Source organism: Streptomyces sp. NPDC093260 (assembly GCF_040683715.1).
In the GTDB taxonomy this organism is placed as follows: domain Bacteria; phylum Actinomycetota; class Actinomycetes; order Streptomycetales; family Streptomycetaceae; genus Streptomyces; species Streptomyces sennicomposti.
Genome location: NZ_JBFBEK010000006.1, coordinates 276,340 through 293,646, shown reverse-complemented (window position 1 = coordinate 293,646; position 17,307 = coordinate 276,340). Strand labels below are relative to the sequence as shown.

Below are 17,307 nucleotides of genomic sequence, written 5' to 3'. Positions count from 1 at the left end.
ACCCGACGGGCCGGATCGGATCCGGGGGACCGACCGGTCCGTTGCCCGGGCCTGGCAGGCGCGTACGTACGGCGAAGGGGCGCCCGGAGTGGTCCGGGCGCCCCTGCGGCAGATGCGGGAAGTCAGCGGGTCCTCGGGCCGCCCCGGGGCATCCGCATGCCCTTGGGCATCGGGCCCTTGGGCAGCGGCATGTTGCTCATCAGGTCGCCGAGGGCGCGCAGCCGGTCGTTGGTGGCGGTGACCTGGGGGCCGGTCAGCACACGCGGGTACTTCAGCATCGTGGTGCGCAGCTTCTTCAGCTCGACCTGTCCCTCGCCGGTGCCGACGATCACGTCGTGCACCGGGACGTCGGCGACGATGCGGTTCATCTTCTTCTTCTCGGCGGCGAGCAGGGACTTCACCCGGTTCGGGTTGCCCTCGGCGACCAGCACGATGCCGGCCTTGCCGACCGCGCGGTGCACCACGTCCTGGTTGCGGTTCATCGCGACCGCCGGGGTGGTCGTCCAGCCGCGGCCGATGTTGTCCAGCACCGCGGCGGCCGCCCCCGGCTGGCCCTCCATCTGCCCGAAGGCGGCCCGCTCGGCCCGGCGCCCGAACACGATCGCCATCGCCAGGACGGCGAGCAGCAGGCCTAGGATGCCGAGGTAGACCGGGTGACCGATCAGGAAGCCGATCCCGAGGAGGACACCGAGAACGACGATGCCGACAGCCGCGAGTACAAGCCCGATCTTCGGATCGGCCTTGCGGGTCATCTTGTACGTCAGGGCGATCTGCTTCAGTCGCCCCGGGTTGGCAGCCTCGGCTGCGGTTTCCTTCCTCGCCATGTCAGGAAGTCTACGTGGCCCGTGGGGCCGCCGACGACGGCAGTGCCCGTGGATCTCCCGGGGCGGCCGGTCAGGGACGGACGGCGGGGAACTGGTCCAGGACGCGCTGGGCCTCGACGCGGTCCTTGGCGCGGCGGCGGTCCTCCAGGACGGAGTTCCAGGCGTTGCGGCGGGCGGTGCGCTGCCCGCCGCCCATGAGCAGTGACTCGACCGCGCGGAGAGCGTCCTTGACGGTCGGGATGGCGGTGGCGTGAACGGGCGCGGCCTGCATGGTGGAGGTCCCCCCTCGTGACGGGCTCCGGTGTACGGGGTGTGAGTCCAGGCTCACGCTTCGGTGTTACCAGGGCGTGACCGACCGGTCAAACACCGATGAAGCCCTGACATCGCAGGCCAAAAGGGCGACGCGGCCCCGAGCGCCGCCCTCATCTGCGGCGACGGTCCGGGCCGCGTCGTACCGGCCACTACTCGACGGTAGGTTCTTGTGCGCGAATTCACACGCGCGTCGGTCCCCTTGCGGGGCGCGGCGGGTGACGGAACGTCGGGCCGCCGCGGAGAACGTCAGACCGCCTGGGAGGCGACGAAGGCGCCGCGCTTCTCGACGGCCATCTGGTACAGGCGCCCGGCGCGGTAGGAGGACCGTACCAGCGGCCCGGACATCACGCCCGAGAAGCCGATCTGCTCGGCCTCCTCCTTCAGCTCCACGAACTCCTGCGGCTTGACCCAGCGCTCCACCGGGTGGTGGCGCACGCTCGGGCGCAGGTACTGGGTGATGGTCACCAGTTCGCAGCCCGCCTCGTGCAGCTGCTTCAGCGCCTCGCTGATCTCCTCACGGGTCTCGCCCATGCCGAGGATCAGGTTCGACTTGGTGACCAGGCCGTGGTCGCGGGCCTCGGTGATCACCTTCAGGGAGCGCTCGTAGCGGAAGCCGGGGCGGATGCGCTTGAAGATCCGCGGGACCGTCTCGACGTTGTGCGCGAAGACCTCGGGGCGGGAGGCGAAGACCTCCGCCAGCTGCTCGGGTACCGCGTTGAAGTCGGGGGCGAGCAGCTCGACCTTGGTGCGGCCGCCCTCGCGCCCGGCGGTCTGGGCGTGGATCTGGCGCACGGTCTCGGCGTACAGCCAGGCGCCGCCGTCCTCCAGGTCGTCGCGGGCGACGCCGGTGATGGTGGCGTAGTTCAGGTCCATGGTGACCACGGACTCGCCCACCCGGCGCGGCTCGTCGCGGTCGAGCGCCTCGGGCTTGCCGGTGTCGATCTGGCAGAAGTCGCAGCGCCGGGTGCACTGGTCGCCGCCGATGAGGAAGGTCGCCTCGCGGTCCTCCCAGCACTCGTAGATGTTCGGGCAGCCGGCTTCCTGGCAGACCGTGTGCAGGCCCTCGCTCTTCACGAGGTTCTGCATCTTCGTGTACTCGGGACCCATTTTCGCCCGGGTCTTGATCCACTCGGGCTTGCGCTCGATGGGGGTCTGGCTGTTGCGGACCTCCAGGCGCAGCATCTTGCGTCCGTCGGGTGCGACTGCGGACACGTCGGCTCCCTGTAGCTTCGATTCTTCGGCGCACACCAGGGTACGCCCGTGTTTGTTGCGCCCAGTCGCTGAGGCCAACCTCAGAGGTACGGGGATCATTCCCCCGTACGGCCGCTTCGGCGGGGACCGGTCAGGCGGTCGCCTTCTCGATCTCCCGCGGCTTGAGGTCGGCGTTCTCCAGCACGTCGCGCAGATGCCGCTCGACGACCGGGAGCACCTCCTCGATCGAGACGTCGCGGCCCAGCTCGGCCGCCAGCGAGGCGACGCCGGCGTCCCGGATGCCGCACGGGATGATGCGGTCGAACCACTTGTTGTCCGGGTTCACGTTCAGCGCGAAGCCGTGCATCGTGACGCCCTTGGCCACCCGGATGCCGATGGCGGCGATCTTGCGGTCCTCGCGGCGCTGGCCGGCGTTGGAAGGGGCGTACTCGGGGCCGTTGAGCCGCGGGTCGAACTCCTCGTCGGTCAGGCGCGGGTCGAAGTCGAGGGAGAGGCCGCCGAGCGAGGGCCGCCGCTCGACCGGGTCGCCGAGCACCCACACCCCGCTGCGGCCCTCCACCCGGGTGGTCTCCAGGCCGAACTCCGCGCAGGTGCGGATCAGTGCCTCCTCCAGGCGCCGTACGTGGGCGACCACGTCCACCGGGCGGGGCAGCTTCTGGATCGGGTAGCCGACCAGCTGGCCGGGGCCGTGCCAGGTGATCTTGCCGCCGCGGTCGACGTCGATCACCGGGGTGCCGTCGAGGGGCCGCTCGCTGTCCGCCGTGCGCCGGCCGGCGGTGTAGACCGGCGGGTGCTCCAGGAGCAGTACGGTGTCGGGGATCTCGTCGGCGAACCGGGCGGCGTGCACCCTGCGCTGCTCGTCCCAGGCCTCCTGGTAGTCCACGGCCTCGGCACCGAATCCCATGCGGACGAACCGCAGCTCACTCACGGCAAGCGCCTCCCTGGAGAGTCGTCAGGCACGTCGGGTGCCCACGCCACTGTACGTCCGGCCGTCGTATGCGTGTCCGCCCGCCCGTCGGGTGCACGCCCGGCGGACGGGCGTCAGCCCTGCACGAAATCCTCACACGATCGGATGAATGCCGTCGAAACCTCGGAGTCGGCTGCTCACTCTCCGCTACATTCACGCCGTTCACATGGCCATAAGGGCTGCTCACAGGCAATCCGGGCGTCCACGCGGCCGCGCGGACGCCCGAAAGGCAGGAGACCGCACCGCAGATGACGGAACGACCCGCGCAGCGCACTCCCAACCGCCAGCTCGCCGCGCTCATCGCAGAAGCGGGGTTCTCCAACGCGGGACTGGCCCGGCGCGTGGACCAGCTCGGACTCGAGCACGGGCTGGACCTGAGATACGACAAGACCTCCGTCACCCGCTGGCTGCGCGGGCAGCAGCCGCGGGGGACCACGCCCGCGCTGATCGCGGAGGTCTTCACCCGGCGGCTGGGGCGCCGGCTGACCGCACAGGACCTCGGCCTGGACGCCTGCGCCCCGGTCTACGCCGGGCTAGAGTTCGCCGCCGCCCCGGAGGAGGCCGTCGACATCGTCAGCGGGCTGTGGCGCAAGGACTCCGGCAGCCACGCCGAGCTGCGCAAGATCGCCTTCACCCCGGCCGGTCTCGTGGTGCCGAGCCGGGACTGGCTGATCGGCCGGGCCGACGACCGCGTCGCCCGCGCGGAGGCCCCGGTCGTCCTGCCGGCCGCCCGGAGCGGCGAGGGCCCGCGCGGCGGGGAGGGCGCGCGGGGCGGCTCCCCGGGCGCCGCAGCGCCGCTCGGCGCGGCCGAGGCGCCGGGGGTGCCCCCGGTGCCCCAGCAGCGCGGCCGGGCCGACCGGAACCGCGTCCGCGACCGTGCCGAGCGCGAGGTGGGCCAGCGGGTCACCGCCGGGGACATCTCCGCGCTGCGCTCGGTCGGCGAGCTGTTCCGCACGCTCGACGACATGTACGGCGGAGGGCACGCCCGGCAGGCCCTCGTGCGCTACCTGGAGCACGAGTGCGAGCCGATGCTGCGCGGCAGCTACGGCGAGCAGACGGGCCGCCGCCTGTTCGCCGCCACCGCCGACCTGACCCGGCTGCTCGGCTGGACGTCGTACGACATCGCCGCGCACGGGCTCGCGCAGCGCTACTTCGTGCAGGCGCTGCGGCTCGCCCAGGTCGCCGGGGACCGCGCCTACGGCGCCTACGTCCTGGTCACCATGAGCCGGCAGGCCGTCTACCTCGCCCACGGGCGGGAGGCGGTCCAGCTGGCGCGGGTGGCGCAGCAGGGCGTCGGGGCCTCCGTGCCGCCGGTCGTCCAGGCGCTGCTGCACTCCGCCGAGGCGCGCGGGCACGCGGTGCTGGGGGAGGCGCGGGCGTGCACGACCTCGCTGATGCGGGCCGAACGCGCGCTGGAGGCGGCCCGGCCCGGCGACGAGGTGCCGTTCTGGGCGCGGTTCTTCGACGAGGCGCAGCTCGCCGACGAGTTCGGGCACTGCCACCGGGACCTGCAGCAGTACCGCCCGGCCGCGCAGTACGCCGAGCGCTCGCTCCAGTTGCGCGCGCCGGTGTACGCGCGCAGCCGCCTGTTCTGCCGGGTCGTCCTCGCCACCGCCCGCCTCGGCCTCGGCGACCTCGACCAGGCCTGCCGCCTCGGCGCGGAGGCGGCGAGCCAGGCCGCGGACATGCGCTCGGTCCGCGCCAACGAGTACGTCCGGGACTTCGAACGCCGTCTGGAGCCGTACAGGGACGCGACCCCGGTCCGCACCTACCGCGACAAGGTCGCGGCCCTGGGCTGACCCCGGCCGCCGGGGCGACGGCCCGGACCGGCCCGGTGGCCGGGGTCGCGGCCTCCTCAGGCCGCCGCTCGTGAAGTGGTGGGGACCGGGTCGGAGGTGTGCATCGGGCGACCTGTTCCCAGGTCGCCGAGGATCGCCGCCGCCGCCCGCCGGGCCGAGTGCAGCGCCCCCTGGAGCGTGCTCGTGTCCCGGTGGTCCCCGCACACGTACAGCCCCGCCAGCAACCGCACCGGCCGCCGCAGATCGTGCGGCGGCCGCATCGCGGGCACCGCCTCCGGGGTGTGGTGCACGGCCAGCGTCTCCCACCGCGCGGTCGAGACGCCGTACAGCCGTGCCAGATGGCGGCGGACGGCGTCGTCCACGTCGGCCCGGGCCGGCCCGAGGACCGTCGAGGACACCAGCGCCCGTCCCGCCGGCGCCCGCGACGGATCGACCGTGCTGATCACCGCGGTGTGCGCCACCGGCCCGCCCCGCTCCGAGTCGAGCAGCAGATGACCGCCCGTCGCCGGCGGCTCGTCGGTCGTGTGGTGGAGAACCGTCACCGGGTGGAAGTCCGGCACCCGCAGCCCCGGCAGCAGCCCCGCCGCCGACCGCGCGCCCGTGGCGACCAGCACCGCCCGGCAGCGGATCACCCCGTGCTCGGCGGTCGTCACCGCGTTGGCGGCGACCGAGGTGACCCGGACGCCGGTGTGCACGGTGCCCGCCGGCAGCGAGGCGGCGAGCAGTTCCGGCAGCACGTCCGCACCGCCCTCCGGCAGGCACAGCCGCCCGCTCGCGAAGGCCCGCAGCGCCAGGTCCGCGCAGCGGCTGGAGGTGGTGAGGTCCGGATCGCACAGCAGCGCGGCCAGCAGCGGCCGCAGGAAGCCGTCGACGGTGCGGGCGGGCAACCCGCGGGCCGCGAGCGCCTGCGCGGCGGGCAGTTCGGGCCGGGCCAGCAGGCGTTCCACCGGAGTCGTGGCGATCCGGGAGAGCGCGGCGCGCAGCCGCAGCGGCGTGCCGATCCCGAACGGCTGGACCCGGTCGCCCGGCAGGGCCCGCCCCGGCGGCCCGGCGTCGAAGGGCGGCTCGGCGGCGAAGCGTTCGTCGGCGACCAGGGCGCCCGGCACCCCGTAGGCCGCCGCGGGCGGTACGGGCCGCAGCGCGCGGACCCGGGCCCGCACCTTCGGCAGCGCGGCCGGCGGCCGGGGGGCGCTCGCGAAGGCGCGCACCGCGTGGAGTGCGCTCCGTGTGCCCCCTCCGCCCGCCGGGCCGCCCGCGCGGTGGTGCCGTCCGTCGCTGTGCAGCAGCACCCCGGGTGCGAAGGGCCGCAGCACGAGCGCGTCCAGCCCCGGGCTGTGGCCCAGTTGGGGATAGGACGTGAACAGCGGCTGTCCGATCCTGTCCAGCCGGAACCCGTCGACCTTCTCCGTCGACATCCGGCCCCCCACGAAGGGGGCGGCTTCCAGGACCGCGGTCGTTACTCCTGCACTGGTCAGCCGGTGCGCCGCCGAGAGCCCGGCGACCCCGGCTCCCACGACGACGACATCGACCTGGTACGCGGGCTCAAGCACGTGCCCCTCCTCGAGGTTGCGCGACCGGTGGAGCGGTGATGCCCTCAACCGGCATGAGGGATACCCGAGTTCGGCACGAGGGTAGGTCGGTGACCGGTCGGGAACAGTCGCGCATCGACAGGGCACGGTCGCACGGCGGTCGCATACGGCCGCAACGTTTCGCCACCGTACGTCAAACCGTCACAGCGCCACCCGTGAACCGGTCACGGCCCCGCCCGCGCACCGGTCACGGTCCCACTCCCGCGCCCCTGACGGCCCCGCCCGCGCACCCGGCACAGCCCACTCCCGCGCCCCTCACAGCGCCGCCCGCACCGCGTCCTCGATCCCCGGGAACGCGAACGAGAACCCCGACTCCAGCAGCCGCGCCGGCAGCACCCGCGCGCTGCCCAGCACATCCCCCGCCATCTCCCCGAGCACCGCCCTGAGCGCGGCCGCCGGCACGGGCAGCAGCGCCGGCCGGTGCAGCACCCGCCCCATCGCCGCCGTGACCTCACGGTTCGTCAGCGGCTGCGGCGAGGTCAGATTGACCGGCCCCCACAGCGAGTCGGTGTCGATCAGATGCCGCAGCGCCGCCACCTCGTCGTGCAGCGCGATGAACGACCAGTACTGCCGCCCGTCGCCCATCCGCCCGCCCAGCCCCGCCTTGAACAGCGGGAACAGCCGCGCCCAGGCCCCGCCCCCGCGCGCGACCACCAGCCCGGTGCGGGCGTGCACCGTGCGGATGCCGGCCTCCTCGGCGGGCGCGGCTGCCTCCTCCCACTCCACGCACACCCGGGGCAGGAAGCCGTCCCCCGGCGGCGCGTCCTCGTCCACGGCCCGGTCGCCGGTGTCGCCGTAGAAGCCGATCGCGCTGCCGGCGACGAAGACCCGCGGCGGCACGTCGAGGGCGGCGACGGCCTCGGCGAGCGCCGCCGTGCCCAGCACCCGGCTGTCCCGGATCGTCTTCTTGTACGCGTCCGTCCAGCGGTGGTCGCCCACCCCCGCGCCCGCCAGATTGACCACGGCGTCGCAGCCCGCCAGCCCCGCCGAGTCGACGTACTGCTCCTCGGGGTCCCAGCGGACCTCGTCCGCCGCGCGGGCCGGGCGGCGCACCAGGCGCACCACCTCGTGCCCGTCCGCCGCCAGGGACCGCACCAGGGCGCTGCCGATCAGGCCGGACGCCCCGGCCACCGCGATTCGCGAACGTTCCATGCCCCCATCCTGCCCGCCGGCGCACGGAAATCCCGCCGGACGCGGACCGGTCGCGCAGTAGGGTGACCGCCATGCCCGATCTGCACATACGTCCCGCCACGTTCGCCGACGAGGAGCCCCTGGCGGCGCTCGACCGGGACACCTGGTCCCCGCTGCACGCCGTGCAGCCGCGCCCGCAGCCGCCGTACGAGCCCTTCTTCACCGAGCGCTCCGGGCCGCCGGAGATCCTCGTGGCCGAGCTGGACGGCGTCGTCGTCGGCTACCTCCGCCTCGGCCTCGCCACCCCGCTGGAGTGCAACGCGCACGTCCGCCAGATCCGCGGCCTGGCCGTCGCCGACAAGGCGCGCGGCGCCGGGGTCGGCCGGGCGCTGCTGCGGGCCGCGCGGGAGGAGGCCCGGCGGCAGGGGGCGCGCCGCATCACCCTGAGGGTGCTCGGGCACAACACCCCGGCCCGCCGGCTCTACGAGTCCGAGGGCTACGCCGTGGAGGGCGTTCTGCCGGGGGAGTTCCTGCTCGAGGGCGCCTACGTCGACGACGTGCTGATGGGCCGCCTCGTGTGACCCCGCCCGCGCGCAGGCGGCCTCAGGACGTGACCAGGCGGCCCGTGTCCACCGGGGCCGTCGCGGCGGCCCCGCGCCGGGCGTCCGCGCCGATCTCCGCCGCCGTCAGCACATAGCCCGTGCCGCTGTCGGAGGTGGAGCGGGCGAAGACCATGCCGTAGACGCGGCCGTCGGTGGTCAGCAGCGGGCCGCCGGAGTTGCCCGGCCGGACGGTGGAGCGGATCGCGTAGATCTCACGGGTGACCGTGGCGTCGTTGTAGATGTTCTGGCCGGTGGCCCGGATGCGGCTCGCCACCGTCGCCGCCTGGAGGTTCAGGCCGCCGTCCTGCGGATAGCCCGCGACGACCGCCGGGGCGCCCCGCGCGGCCACGCCGTCGAACCGCAGGACGGGGGCGCTCAGCTGCGGCACGTACAGCACCGCCACGTCCCGGTCCGGGTCGAACAGCACCACCCGCGCCTCGTACGACCGCCCGACGCCGCCGACCCGCACGAACGGCGTGTCGATGCCCGCCACCACGTGCGCGTTGGTCATCACGTGGCGGCGGGCGAACACGAAACCGCTGCCCTCGCGGCCCTGGTTGCCCGAGGAGCCCTCGATCTTCACCGTGCTGAGCCGGGCCGCGCTCGTCGCGCCGGCGGTGACGCTGTCGCCCGACGGCTCGGCGACGCCCGCCGCCGGCTCGGTCTCGAACGGGTTGAAGACCTGCGGGAACCCCGCCTCCGTGAGCGCGGAGGTGGCCCGCGAGAACCAGGCCGGCGTGGTGTCCGGCATCGCCTCCTGGACCGCCCCCAGCAGCTTGGAGTCGCGTATCGCGGTGGTCACCACCGGGGACGAGGAGGCGCCCAGGACGCTCGCGGCCACCCACGCCACGATCAGCACCGCCACCGCGTTCGCCGCGGCCCCGCCGACCCCGTCGGCCACCCGCAGCGGACCGCGGTCCAGCTCGCCGCGCAGCCGCAGCGCGAGCCGCCCGGCCAGCTCGTGGCCCACCACCGCGGGCACCAGCACCGTGAGCACGGCGGTCACCGTCGCCGTCGTCGTCCCGCGTGTGACGAGGTCCATCACCCACGGCAGCGCCCACACGCCGACGACCGCGCCGCCGACGAACCCGGCCAGCGACACACAGCCGGCCACCAGGCCGCGCCGGTAGCCCGACACCGCGTACACGAGGACCACCAGCACCAGCACGAGGTCGAGCAGGTCCACACCGGCCGCCTTTCTCCCGGACCCTGAATACGCGCGGGACGGACCCGGCGATCAGCACACGCACATGGATCCGGGAACCGGCCACGTGTACGTGTACCCGCGAAAACGCCCGGACCAGGACGATGGTTCCACCAGGTGGCACACCACACATCGCGGGCGGACCGGATGGGGGTGACAGTGGGCTCATGCATGGTGTGGGGAAGACCTGGCGCGCCCGGAACCGGCGCCCCGGACGGCCGTACGGCACGCTCGCCGGGCGCTCCGGCGCACGCCCCCGGCGGTCGCGCGGCGCCGTCATGGCGCTGCTGTGCGGCCTGCCCGCGGCCGCCGCCGTCGGTGCGCTGCTGTTCGGCGCCGCCGACGTGGACCGTACGCTCACCGCGCCGGCGCACGCCCAGGCGCCCGCCCCGGTGCCCGCGGGCGCGGTCGCGCCCCGCGGCGCCACCTCGTCGCACGGCGCGCCCCGGCCGCGCATCCTGCCCCGCTCGGTGTGGCTGGACGCCACCACCCGGCACGTCCAGCCGCCGCCGCGCTACGACGACAAGGTGGTCGCCGTCTTCATCCACCACACCGACTCGCCCAACGTCTACGCCTGCGCCGACGCCCCGCGCGTCATCCGCCATCTGTACGCGGGCCAGACGGGTGCACGCCAGTGGGACGACATCGGCTACAACTTCCTCGTGGACCGCTGCGGCACCATCTACGAGGGCCGCGCCGGCGGCGTCGAGCGGGCCGTCACCGGCGCCCACGCCCAGGGCTTCAACCACCGCACCGCGGGCATCGCCGCGATCGGCACGTTCACCGCCGGGACGCCCGTGCCGCAGGCCATGACGGACGCGATCGCCGCGCTGGCCGCCTGGAAGCTCGGCCTGGCCGGCGTCGATCCGCGCGCGAGCGTCCCCCTGGTCTCCAGCAACGGGCTCAGCCGCTACAAGCCGGGCACCACGGCCCTGTTCCCGGCCGTCGCCGGGCACACCGACGGCTTCCCGACCAACTGCCCGGGCGCGGCCCTCACCGTCCGCCTGCCGGCCATCCGGGACGCCGCGGCCCGCCTCCAGGGCCGGAGCTGAGCCCGCGAGCCCGCGCAACCCCGGGCGGCTACTCGCGGAACCGGTCCCACAGCCGCGGGTAGCGCAGGGCGAGCGCGCGGTCGTCCTCGAACGCCACCGGCGTGCCCTCCGGCTCCGCCGGGGCGGGCGGGATGCCGAGATCGGGGGCGACGGTGCCGGTGAGCTGCTCGTACGCCTCGTCGGCCGCGTAGCCCAGTTCCTCGCCGTCGCCGTCGATCTCCTCGTCGAAGTCGTCCAGCAGATCGGCGAGCGAGTCCGGGTCGTGCAGGGCGCCCTCGAAGACCTCCCGGCCCTGGCCGATCAGCCAGCACCGGAAGAAGTCGAACGCGTCGTCGCTGGCCCCGTCGAGCAGCACCCAGGCGGCGCCCCACAGGTCCCAGCGGTAGGCCCGGTTGTACCGGGACTCGAAGTGGCGCGCGAAGTCGAGGACCACCTCGGGATCGCAGTCGAGCAGCCGCTCCACGAGCAGATCGGCCTGCTCCTCGGGGTCGCCCTCGGCGGCCTCGCGCGAGGTGTCGATCAGCTCCCAGAACTCCGTCTCGTCCATCACGCGTCAAGCATCGGCCCTCTGGCCAAGGGGCGCACGCGGAGTGCGGCGGATCGTTATACGCGCCCCGCACGCCCCTGAGGCGTGGACAGACGCCCCCGTGCCGAGACGGAAGGGAAAAAGGGGAAGGGACACGGCGCACGGCCGTACCCCTTCCCCTCCCATTCCCTTTTCAGCTCATGCCCCTGTCAGCGGCGCCGCTTACAGGCCGTACTTCTCCCGGGCCTCCTTGACCGCCGCGGCCTTCACCTCGCCGCGCCGGGCGAGCTGAGCCAGCGCGGCGGCGACGATCGACGGCGCGTCGACGCCGAAGTGGCGGCGGGCGGCGTCACGGGTGTCCGACAGACCGAAGCCGTCGGCGCCCAGCGAGGACCAGTCCTGCTCGACCCACTGCGCGATCTGGTCGGGGACCTGGCGCATGTAGTCGGAGACGGCCAGCACCGGACCCTCGGCGCCCTGGAGCGCACGGCGTACGTACGGCACCCGCTCCTCGCCGCGCAGCAGGGCCGCGTCGGCCTCCAGCGCGTCGCGGCGCAGCTCGGTCCAGGAGGTCGCGGACCACACGTCGGCGGCCACGCCCCACTCCTCGGCGAGCATGCGCTGTGCCTTGAGCGCCCAGTGGATCGCCGTGCCGGAACCCAGCAGCTGGATGCGGGGGGCGTTCGCCGGGACGGTCAGACCGGCCGACTCCGCCGTGTTGAAGCGGTACAGGCCCTTGACGATGCCCTCGTCCACCCCGGCCGCCGACGGCTTGGCCGGCTGCGGCAGCGGCTCGTTGTAGACGGTGAGGTAGTAGAAGACGTTCTGGTCCTCGCCCTCGGCCGCCTCGCCGTACATCCGGCGCAGGCCCTCCTTGACGATGGCCGCGACCTCGTACGCGAACGCCGGGTCGTAGGTCAGCGCGGCCGGGTTGGTCGCGGCGATGACCGGGGAGTGGCCGTCGGCGTGCTGGAGGCCCTCGCCCGTCAGGGTGGTGCGGCCGGCCGTCGCGCCGACGAGGAAGCCGCGGCCGAGCTGGTCGCCGAGCTGCCACATCTGGTCGGCGGTGCGCTGCCAGCCGAACATCGAGTAGAAGATGTAGAAGGGGATCATCGCCTCGCCGTGCGTCGCGTACGCGGTGGACGCGGCGATGAAGTCGGCCATCGAACCGGCCTCGGTGATCCCCTCGTTGAGGATCTGGCCGTTCTTGGCCTCCTTGTAGTACATCAGCTGGTCGCGGTCGACCGGCTCGTACGTCTGGCCCTTGGGCGAGTAGATGCCGAGCGACGGGAACAGCGACTCCATGCCGAAGGTGCGCGCCTCGTCGGGGACGATCGGCACCCAGCGCCTGCCGGTCTCCTTGTCGCGGACCAGGTCCTTGACCAGGCGGACGAAGGCCATGGTGGTCGCCACGTTCTGCGAGCCGGAGCCCTTGTCGAAGGCGGCGAACGCCTTGTCGGCGGGGGCGGGCAGCGCCGGGACCGGGTGGACGCGGCGGGCCGGGGCCGGGCCGCCGAGGGCCGCACGGCGCTCCTGGAGGTAGCGCACCTCGGGGGAGTCGGCGCCGGGGTGGCCGTAGGGCACCACGCCGTCGACGAAGTCGCTGTCCTTGATCGGCAGGTCGAGGCGGTCGCGCATCGCCTTGAACTCGTCCACCGTCAGCTTCTTCATCTGGTGGTTGGCGTTCTTGGAGGCGAAGCCCTCACCGAGGGTGTGGCCCTTGACCGTCTGGGCCAGGATCACCGTCGGGGCGCCCTTGTGCTCCAGGGCGGCCTTGTAGGCGGCGTAGACCTTGCGGGACTCGTGGCCGCCGCGGGAGAGGTGGAAGCACTCGACGATCTTGTCGTCGCTCAGCAGCTTCGCCATCTCGGCGAGCGCCGGGTCGGCGCCGAAGAAGTCCTGGCGGATGTAGGCGGCGTCGCGCGTCTGGTACGTCTGCACCTGCGCGTCCGGTACCTCGCGCAGCCGGCGGACCAGCGCGCCCGTGGTGTCCAGCTGGAACAGTTCGTCCCAGGCGGAGCCCCACAGCGTCTTGACGACGTTCCAGCCGGCGCCGCGGAACTGGGCCTCCAGCTCCTGCACGATCTTGAAGTTGGCGCGGACCGGACCGTCCAGGCGCTGCAGGTTGCAGTTGATGACGAAGGTCAGGTTGTCCAGCTGCTCGCGGGAGGCGAGCGCGAGGGCGGCCGTGGACTCCGGCTCGTCCATCTCGCCGTCGCCGAGGAACGCCCAGACGTGGGAGTTCGAGACGTCCTTGATGCCGCGGTTGGTCAGGTAGCGGTTGAACCGGGCCTGGTAGATCGCCGACAGCGGGCCGAGGCCCATGGAGACGGTCGGGAACTCCCACAGCCAGGGCAGGCGCCGCGGGTGCGGGTAGGACGGCAGGCCGTTGCCGCCGGCCTCCTGCCGGAAGTTGTCGAGCTGCTGCTCGGTGAGGCGGCCGTCCAGGAAGGCGCGGGCGTAGATGCCGGGGGAGGCGTGGCCCTGGATGTAGAGCTGGTCGCCCGAGCCGTCGCCCTCCTTGCCGCGGAAGAAGTGGTTGAAGCCGGTCTCGTACAGCCAGGCGGCGGAGGCGAAGGTGGCGATGTGGCCGCCGACGCCGTACTTGCTGCCGCGGGTGACCATCGCCGCGGCGTTCCAGCGGTTCCACGCGGTGATCCGGGCCTCCAGGGCCTCGTCACCGGGAACGGCGGGCTCGGCGCCGGTCGGGATGGAGTTGACGTAGTCCGTCTCCAGCAGCTTGGGCAGGGCGACGCCGGTGCCCTCCGCGCGCTCCAGCGTGCGGCGCATCAGGTACGCGGCACGGTGCGGCCCGGCCGCCTTGGCAACGGCGTCCAGGGAGGCCTGCCATTCGGCGGTCTCCTCGGGGTCGCGGTCCGGGAGCTGGTCGAGCTCGCTCGGCTGGATGGCGTTGGGGTCGGTCATGTCGCCGCCTTCCTCAGTCGAAGGGGGTTCCCTCATCTGCGTAAGGGTTCGGGGGTGCCCTTGGTCTTTGGCAGGACAGGGCGCGGGGCTCCGGTGAGAGCCCGTCGAGGACTCTAACTCCGTGATCGATGATCGATCAAAGGGTTGAGGGGCAAAACCTCTCGATTCCGAGAAAGTCGGCACCCGGTGCCTCCGGCGATGGCACCGGGTGACCTTGGGGCGAGGGTGTTTGTGCAGGTGAGCGGGGGTCGGCTCGGGTGCGCCCCCGGGATGGAGGCGCCTGTTGTCCCGCGCCTCTCCCCGGGGGCGCGGGAACTGCGCACAGAACGGGTCTGGGCCGAAGCCCCCTGGGACGGGGGGCGGACCGATGACCCTCAGGCGCGCGGCGCGCAGCCGAGGACGTGGGCCTTGACCAGTTCCGGGATGCGCGGGTCGCGGCGGCGGAACGCGGCGACCAGCTCTTCGTGCTCCTCCGCGTACGACTGCTGCACCGTCCCCAGCCACCGGATCGACAGCGCGGTGAACACCTCGATCCCCAGCCCCTCCCAGGTGTGCAACAGCACCGAGTTGCCGGCCGCCCGCACCATCTCCCGGTGGAAGCCCACGGTGTGCCGCACCTGCGCGGTGCCGTCGGCCCGCCGGTCGGCCTCGTAGAGCGCGCTGACGTGCGGGTCGAGGGCCGAGCAGTCCTCGGCCAGCCGGTCGGCCGCCAGCTCGGCCGCGATGGCCTCCAGGCCGGCCCGGACCGGGTAGCTCTCCTCCAGGTCGGCGGCGGTGAGGTTGCGTACGCGTACGCCCTTGTTCGGCGCGGACTCGATCAGCCGCAGCGACTCCAGCTCGCGCAGCGCCTCCCGTACCGGGGTCTGGCTGACCTCCAGCTCGGTGGCGATCCGCCGCTCCACGATCCGCTCGCCCGGCTTCCAGCGACCGCTGACGATCCCCTCCACGATGTGCTCGCGGATCTGTTCGCGCAGCGAGTGGACGACGGGCGCGGTCATGGGGGCTCCTCCCGGGGGCTGACGCTTAGACAATACGGCGGGTGCGGGTGCGGGGGAGGACGCGCGGGGGCGCTTTTGCGCAGGTGAGACGAGACTTACATGGCGGGAGTGGTGGGTGGCGCGATATGGCTCGGTTCCGTCCGTTGTTGGGCCGGTGCGGGTCGTTTGTGGCTGGTCGCGCAGTTCCCCGAGCCAGCGACGCACGCCCCCGCGCCCCCGGGGAACTGCGAGCGCCCCCACTGCGGGAGTGGGCCCCCGCGTCCGGCGGGGCACAAGGCGGCGCCCCGCCCGGAAGGGTCCGGGCGGGGCGCCGTGGTGCTGGTGCGGCCGGGGGTCAGAGACCCAGTTCGACCTCGAACTCGCCCGCCTCCAGGATCGCCTTGACCGCCGTCAGGTAACGGGCCGCGTCGGCGCCGTCCACCAGGCGGTGGTCGTAGGAGAGGGTCAGGTACGTCATGTCGCGGACGCCGATGACCGTGCCCTCCTCGGTCTCGATCACGGCCGGGCGCTTGACGGTGGCGCCGATGCCGAGGATCGCGACCTGACCCGGCGGCACGATGATCGTGTCGAACAGCGCGCCGCGCGAACCGGTGTTGGAGATGGTGAAGGTCGCGCCGGACAGCTCGTCCGGAGTGATCTTGTTGGCCCGGACCTTGCCGGCCAGCTCCGCCGTGGCCTTGGCGATGCCCGCGATGTTCAGGTCGCCGGCGTGCTTGATGACCGGGGTCATCAGGCCCTTCTCGGAGTCCACCGCGATACCGATGTTCTCGGTGTCGAAGTAGGTGATCGTGCCCTCGGCCTCGTTGATCTTGGCGTTGATGACCGGGTGGGCCTTCAGCGCCTGCGCGGCGGCCTTGACGAAGAACGGCATCGGGGAGAGCTTGACGCCCTCGCGCGCCGCGAAGGAGTCCTTCGCCTGGGCGCGCAGCCGCATCAGCCGGGTCACGTCGACCTCGACCACCGAGGACAGCTGCGCCTGCTCGTGCAGCGCCTTGACCATGTTGTCGCCGATGACCTTGCGGATGCGCGGCATCTTCACGGTCTGGCCGCGCAGCGGGGAGGCCTCCAGGACGGGGGCCTTCTTCGCGGCGGGCGCGGCGGCGGCAGCGGCCGGAGCCGGGGCGGCGGCCTTGGCGGCCTCGGCGGCGCTGAGCACGTCCTGCTTGCGGATACGGCCGCCGACGCCGGTGCCCTTGACGGTGGACAGGTCGACGCCGTTCTCGGCGGCGAGCTTGCGCACCAGCGGGGTCACGTACGCGCCCTCGTCGGTCGCCTGGGCGGCGGCCGGAGCGGCCGGGGCCGCGGGGGCGACCGGCGCGGGAGCGGGCGCGGGAGCCGCGGGCTGGGCCGGGGCCGGGGCCGGGGCGGCAGCGGCGGGCTGCGCCGGGGCGGCCGGAGCCGCAGCCGGGGCGGCGGGCTGTGCGGGAGCCGGGGCCGGGGCGGGCTGGGCCGGGGCCTCGGCGGCGGGCGCCGGGGCCGGGGCGGCGGGGGCCGGGGCGGCCTTGGGAGCGGCGCCCGGAGCGCCGATGACGGCGAGCTTGGCGCCGACCTCGGCGGTCTCGTCCTCGCCGACCACGATCTCCAGCAGCACACCCGAGGTGGGCGCCGGGATCTCGGTGTCGACCTTGTCCGTGGAGACCTCGAGCAGCGGCTCGTCGGCCTCGACGGAGTCGCCGACCGACTTCAGCCAGCGGGTGACGGTGCCCTCGGTGACGGACTCGCCGAGCGCGGGCAGGACCACGTCCGTGCCCTCGGCGCTGCCGCCGCCGGAAGCGGCCTCGGCGGTCGGGGCCGGGGCGGGGGCGGCCTGCTCGGTGGCGGGCGCGGCCGGGGTCTGGGCGGCCGGGGCGGCCGTCTCGGTCGGGGCCGGGGCGGCCTCGGCGGGCGCCTGCTCGGCGGCCGGGGCCGCGGCCGGCGCACCGGTGCCGTCGTCGATGACGGCCAGCTCGGCGCCGACCTCGACCGTCTCGTCCTCGGCGACCTTGATGGACGCCAGCACGCCGGCGGCGGGCGAGGGGATCTCGGTGTCGACCTTGTCGGTCGAGACCTCGAGCAGCGGCTCGTCGGCCTCGACGCGCTCGCCCTCGGCCTTCAGCCAGCGGGTGACAGTGCCCTCGGTGACGCTCTCGCCGAGCGCGGGAAGGGTTACGGAAACCGCCATGGTTT

Annotated in this window: 14 protein-coding genes; 3 read left to right on the top strand and 11 right to left on the bottom strand. The window is 73.8% G+C overall.

Annotated features, from left to right (window positions below; all coding sequences use genetic code 11):
- Positions 1 to 122: 122 nt before the first annotated feature.
- The 4 genes from AB0N63_RS10810 to lipB all read right to left on the bottom strand — a co-directional run bounded on the left by AB0N63_RS10810 (position 123) and on the right by lipB (position 3,276).
- Positions 123 to 824: a DUF4191 domain-containing protein gene (locus AB0N63_RS10810; protein ID WP_009188224.1), complete on the bottom strand. Its 702-nt coding sequence runs from the start codon at positions 822 to 824 to the stop codon at positions 123 to 125.
- A gap of 70 nt (positions 825 to 894) precedes the next feature.
- On the bottom strand, positions 895 to 1,095 hold the full coding sequence (locus tag AB0N63_RS10805; RefSeq protein WP_365527002.1) for a hypothetical protein: 201 nt from the start codon (positions 1,093 to 1,095) through the stop codon (positions 895 to 897).
- A 287-nt stretch (positions 1,096 to 1,382) separates the two neighbouring features.
- Positions 1,383 to 2,348 carry a lipoyl synthase gene (lipA, locus tag AB0N63_RS10800; RefSeq protein ID WP_365526999.1) on the bottom strand — a complete coding sequence of 322 codons (966 nt, stop codon included), beginning with the start codon at positions 2,346 to 2,348 and terminating at the stop codon, positions 1,383 to 1,385.
- A gap of 130 nt (positions 2,349 to 2,478) precedes the next feature.
- Positions 2,479 to 3,276 (bottom strand): lipoyl(octanoyl) transferase LipB, encoded by a 798-nt coding sequence (gene lipB, locus AB0N63_RS10795; RefSeq protein WP_365526996.1) that lies wholly within the window; start codon positions 3,274 to 3,276, stop codon positions 2,479 to 2,481.
- A 287-nt stretch (positions 3,277 to 3,563) separates the two neighbouring features.
- Between lipB and AB0N63_RS10790 the strand changes: the two genes are divergently transcribed.
- Complete coding sequence (locus tag AB0N63_RS10790; protein ID WP_365526994.1) at positions 3,564 to 5,114, top strand: regulator; 1,551 nt, start codon at positions 3,564 to 3,566, stop codon at positions 5,112 to 5,114.
- A 56-nt stretch (positions 5,115 to 5,170) separates the two neighbouring features.
- Here the strand turns inward: AB0N63_RS10790 and AB0N63_RS10785 are convergent, their stop codons facing one another.
- Positions 5,171 to 6,664 (bottom strand): NAD(P)/FAD-dependent oxidoreductase, encoded by a 1,494-nt coding sequence (locus AB0N63_RS10785; RefSeq protein ID WP_365526992.1) that lies wholly within the window; start codon positions 6,662 to 6,664, stop codon positions 5,171 to 5,173.
- Between the two features lie 294 nt (positions 6,665 to 6,958).
- Positions 6,959 to 7,855, bottom strand: coding sequence for a TIGR01777 family oxidoreductase (locus AB0N63_RS10780; RefSeq protein ID WP_365526989.1), 897 nt, complete (start codon positions 7,853 to 7,855; stop codon positions 6,959 to 6,961).
- Between the two features lie 62 nt (positions 7,856 to 7,917).
- Between AB0N63_RS10780 and AB0N63_RS10775 the strand changes: the two genes are divergently transcribed.
- A complete protein-coding gene (locus tag AB0N63_RS10775; RefSeq protein ID WP_009188217.1) occupies positions 7,918 to 8,415 on the top strand; it encodes a GNAT family N-acetyltransferase in 498 nt (165 codons plus the stop codon).
- Between the two features lie 22 nt (positions 8,416 to 8,437).
- Here the strand turns inward: AB0N63_RS10775 and AB0N63_RS10770 are convergent, their stop codons facing one another.
- Positions 8,438 to 9,622: a MarP family serine protease gene (locus AB0N63_RS10770; RefSeq protein WP_365526987.1), complete on the bottom strand. Its 1,185-nt coding sequence runs from the start codon at positions 9,620 to 9,622 to the stop codon at positions 8,438 to 8,440.
- Positions 9,623 to 9,816: 194 nt separating this feature from the next.
- Between AB0N63_RS10770 and AB0N63_RS10765 the strand changes: the two genes are divergently transcribed.
- Entirely contained in the window at positions 9,817 to 10,692 is an 876-nt protein-coding gene (locus AB0N63_RS10765) for a peptidoglycan recognition protein (protein ID WP_365527062.1), read from the top strand.
- Between the two features lie 28 nt (positions 10,693 to 10,720).
- Here the strand turns inward: AB0N63_RS10765 and AB0N63_RS10760 are convergent, their stop codons facing one another.
- The 4 genes from AB0N63_RS10760 to sucB all read right to left on the bottom strand — a co-directional run bounded on the left by AB0N63_RS10760 (position 10,721) and on the right by sucB (position 17,302).
- Positions 10,721 to 11,239 (bottom strand): DUF4240 domain-containing protein, encoded by a 519-nt coding sequence (locus tag AB0N63_RS10760; protein ID WP_365527059.1) that lies wholly within the window; start codon positions 11,237 to 11,239, stop codon positions 10,721 to 10,723.
- Positions 11,240 to 11,440: 201 nt separating this feature from the next.
- Positions 11,441 to 14,143 (bottom strand): pyruvate dehydrogenase (acetyl-transferring), homodimeric type, encoded by a 2,703-nt coding sequence (aceE, locus tag AB0N63_RS10755; RefSeq protein WP_365526984.1) that lies wholly within the window; start codon positions 14,141 to 14,143, stop codon positions 11,441 to 11,443.
- 374 nt (positions 14,144 to 14,517) lie between these two features.
- Positions 14,518 to 15,141, bottom strand: a complete 624-nt coding sequence (locus AB0N63_RS10750; protein ID WP_365526981.1) for a GntR family transcriptional regulator — start codon at positions 15,139 to 15,141, stop codon at positions 14,518 to 14,520.
- A 334-nt stretch (positions 15,142 to 15,475) separates the two neighbouring features.
- Positions 15,476 to 17,302, bottom strand: coding sequence for a 2-oxoglutarate dehydrogenase, E2 component, dihydrolipoamide succinyltransferase (gene sucB, locus AB0N63_RS10745; protein ID WP_365526978.1), 1,827 nt, complete (start codon positions 17,300 to 17,302; stop codon positions 15,476 to 15,478).
- Positions 17,303 to 17,307: the final 5 nt, after the last annotated feature.

What these genes read in the sequence shown, in the direction of transcription:
- AB0N63_RS10810 (WP_009188224.1), bottom strand. Translation starts at nt 824, where the DNA reads ATGGCGAGGAAGGAAACCGCAGCCGAGGCTGCCAACCCGGGGCGACTG.
- AB0N63_RS10805 (WP_365527002.1), bottom strand. Translation starts at nt 1,095, where the DNA reads ATGCAGGCCGCGCCCGTTCACGCCACCGCCATCCCGACCGTCAAGGAC.
- AB0N63_RS10790 (WP_365526994.1), top strand. Translation starts at nt 3,564, where the DNA reads ATGACGGAACGACCCGCGCAGCGCACTCCCAACCGCCAGCTCGCCGCG.
- AB0N63_RS10780 (WP_365526989.1), bottom strand. Translation starts at nt 7,855, where the DNA reads ATGGAACGTTCGCGAATCGCGGTGGCCGGGGCGTCCGGCCTGATCGGC.
- AB0N63_RS10760 (WP_365527059.1), bottom strand. Translation starts at nt 11,239, where the DNA reads ATGGACGAGACGGAGTTCTGGGAGCTGATCGACACCTCGCGCGAGGCC.
- aceE (WP_365526984.1), bottom strand. Translation starts at nt 14,143, where the DNA reads ATGACCGACCCCAACGCCATCCAGCCGAGCGAGCTCGACCAGCTCCCG.
- AB0N63_RS10750 (WP_365526981.1), bottom strand. Translation starts at nt 15,141, where the DNA reads ATGACCGCGCCCGTCGTCCACTCGCTGCGCGAACAGATCCGCGAGCAC.
- sucB (WP_365526978.1), bottom strand. Translation starts at nt 17,302, where the DNA reads ATGGCGGTTTCCGTAACCCTTCCCGCGCTCGGCGAGAGCGTCACCGAG.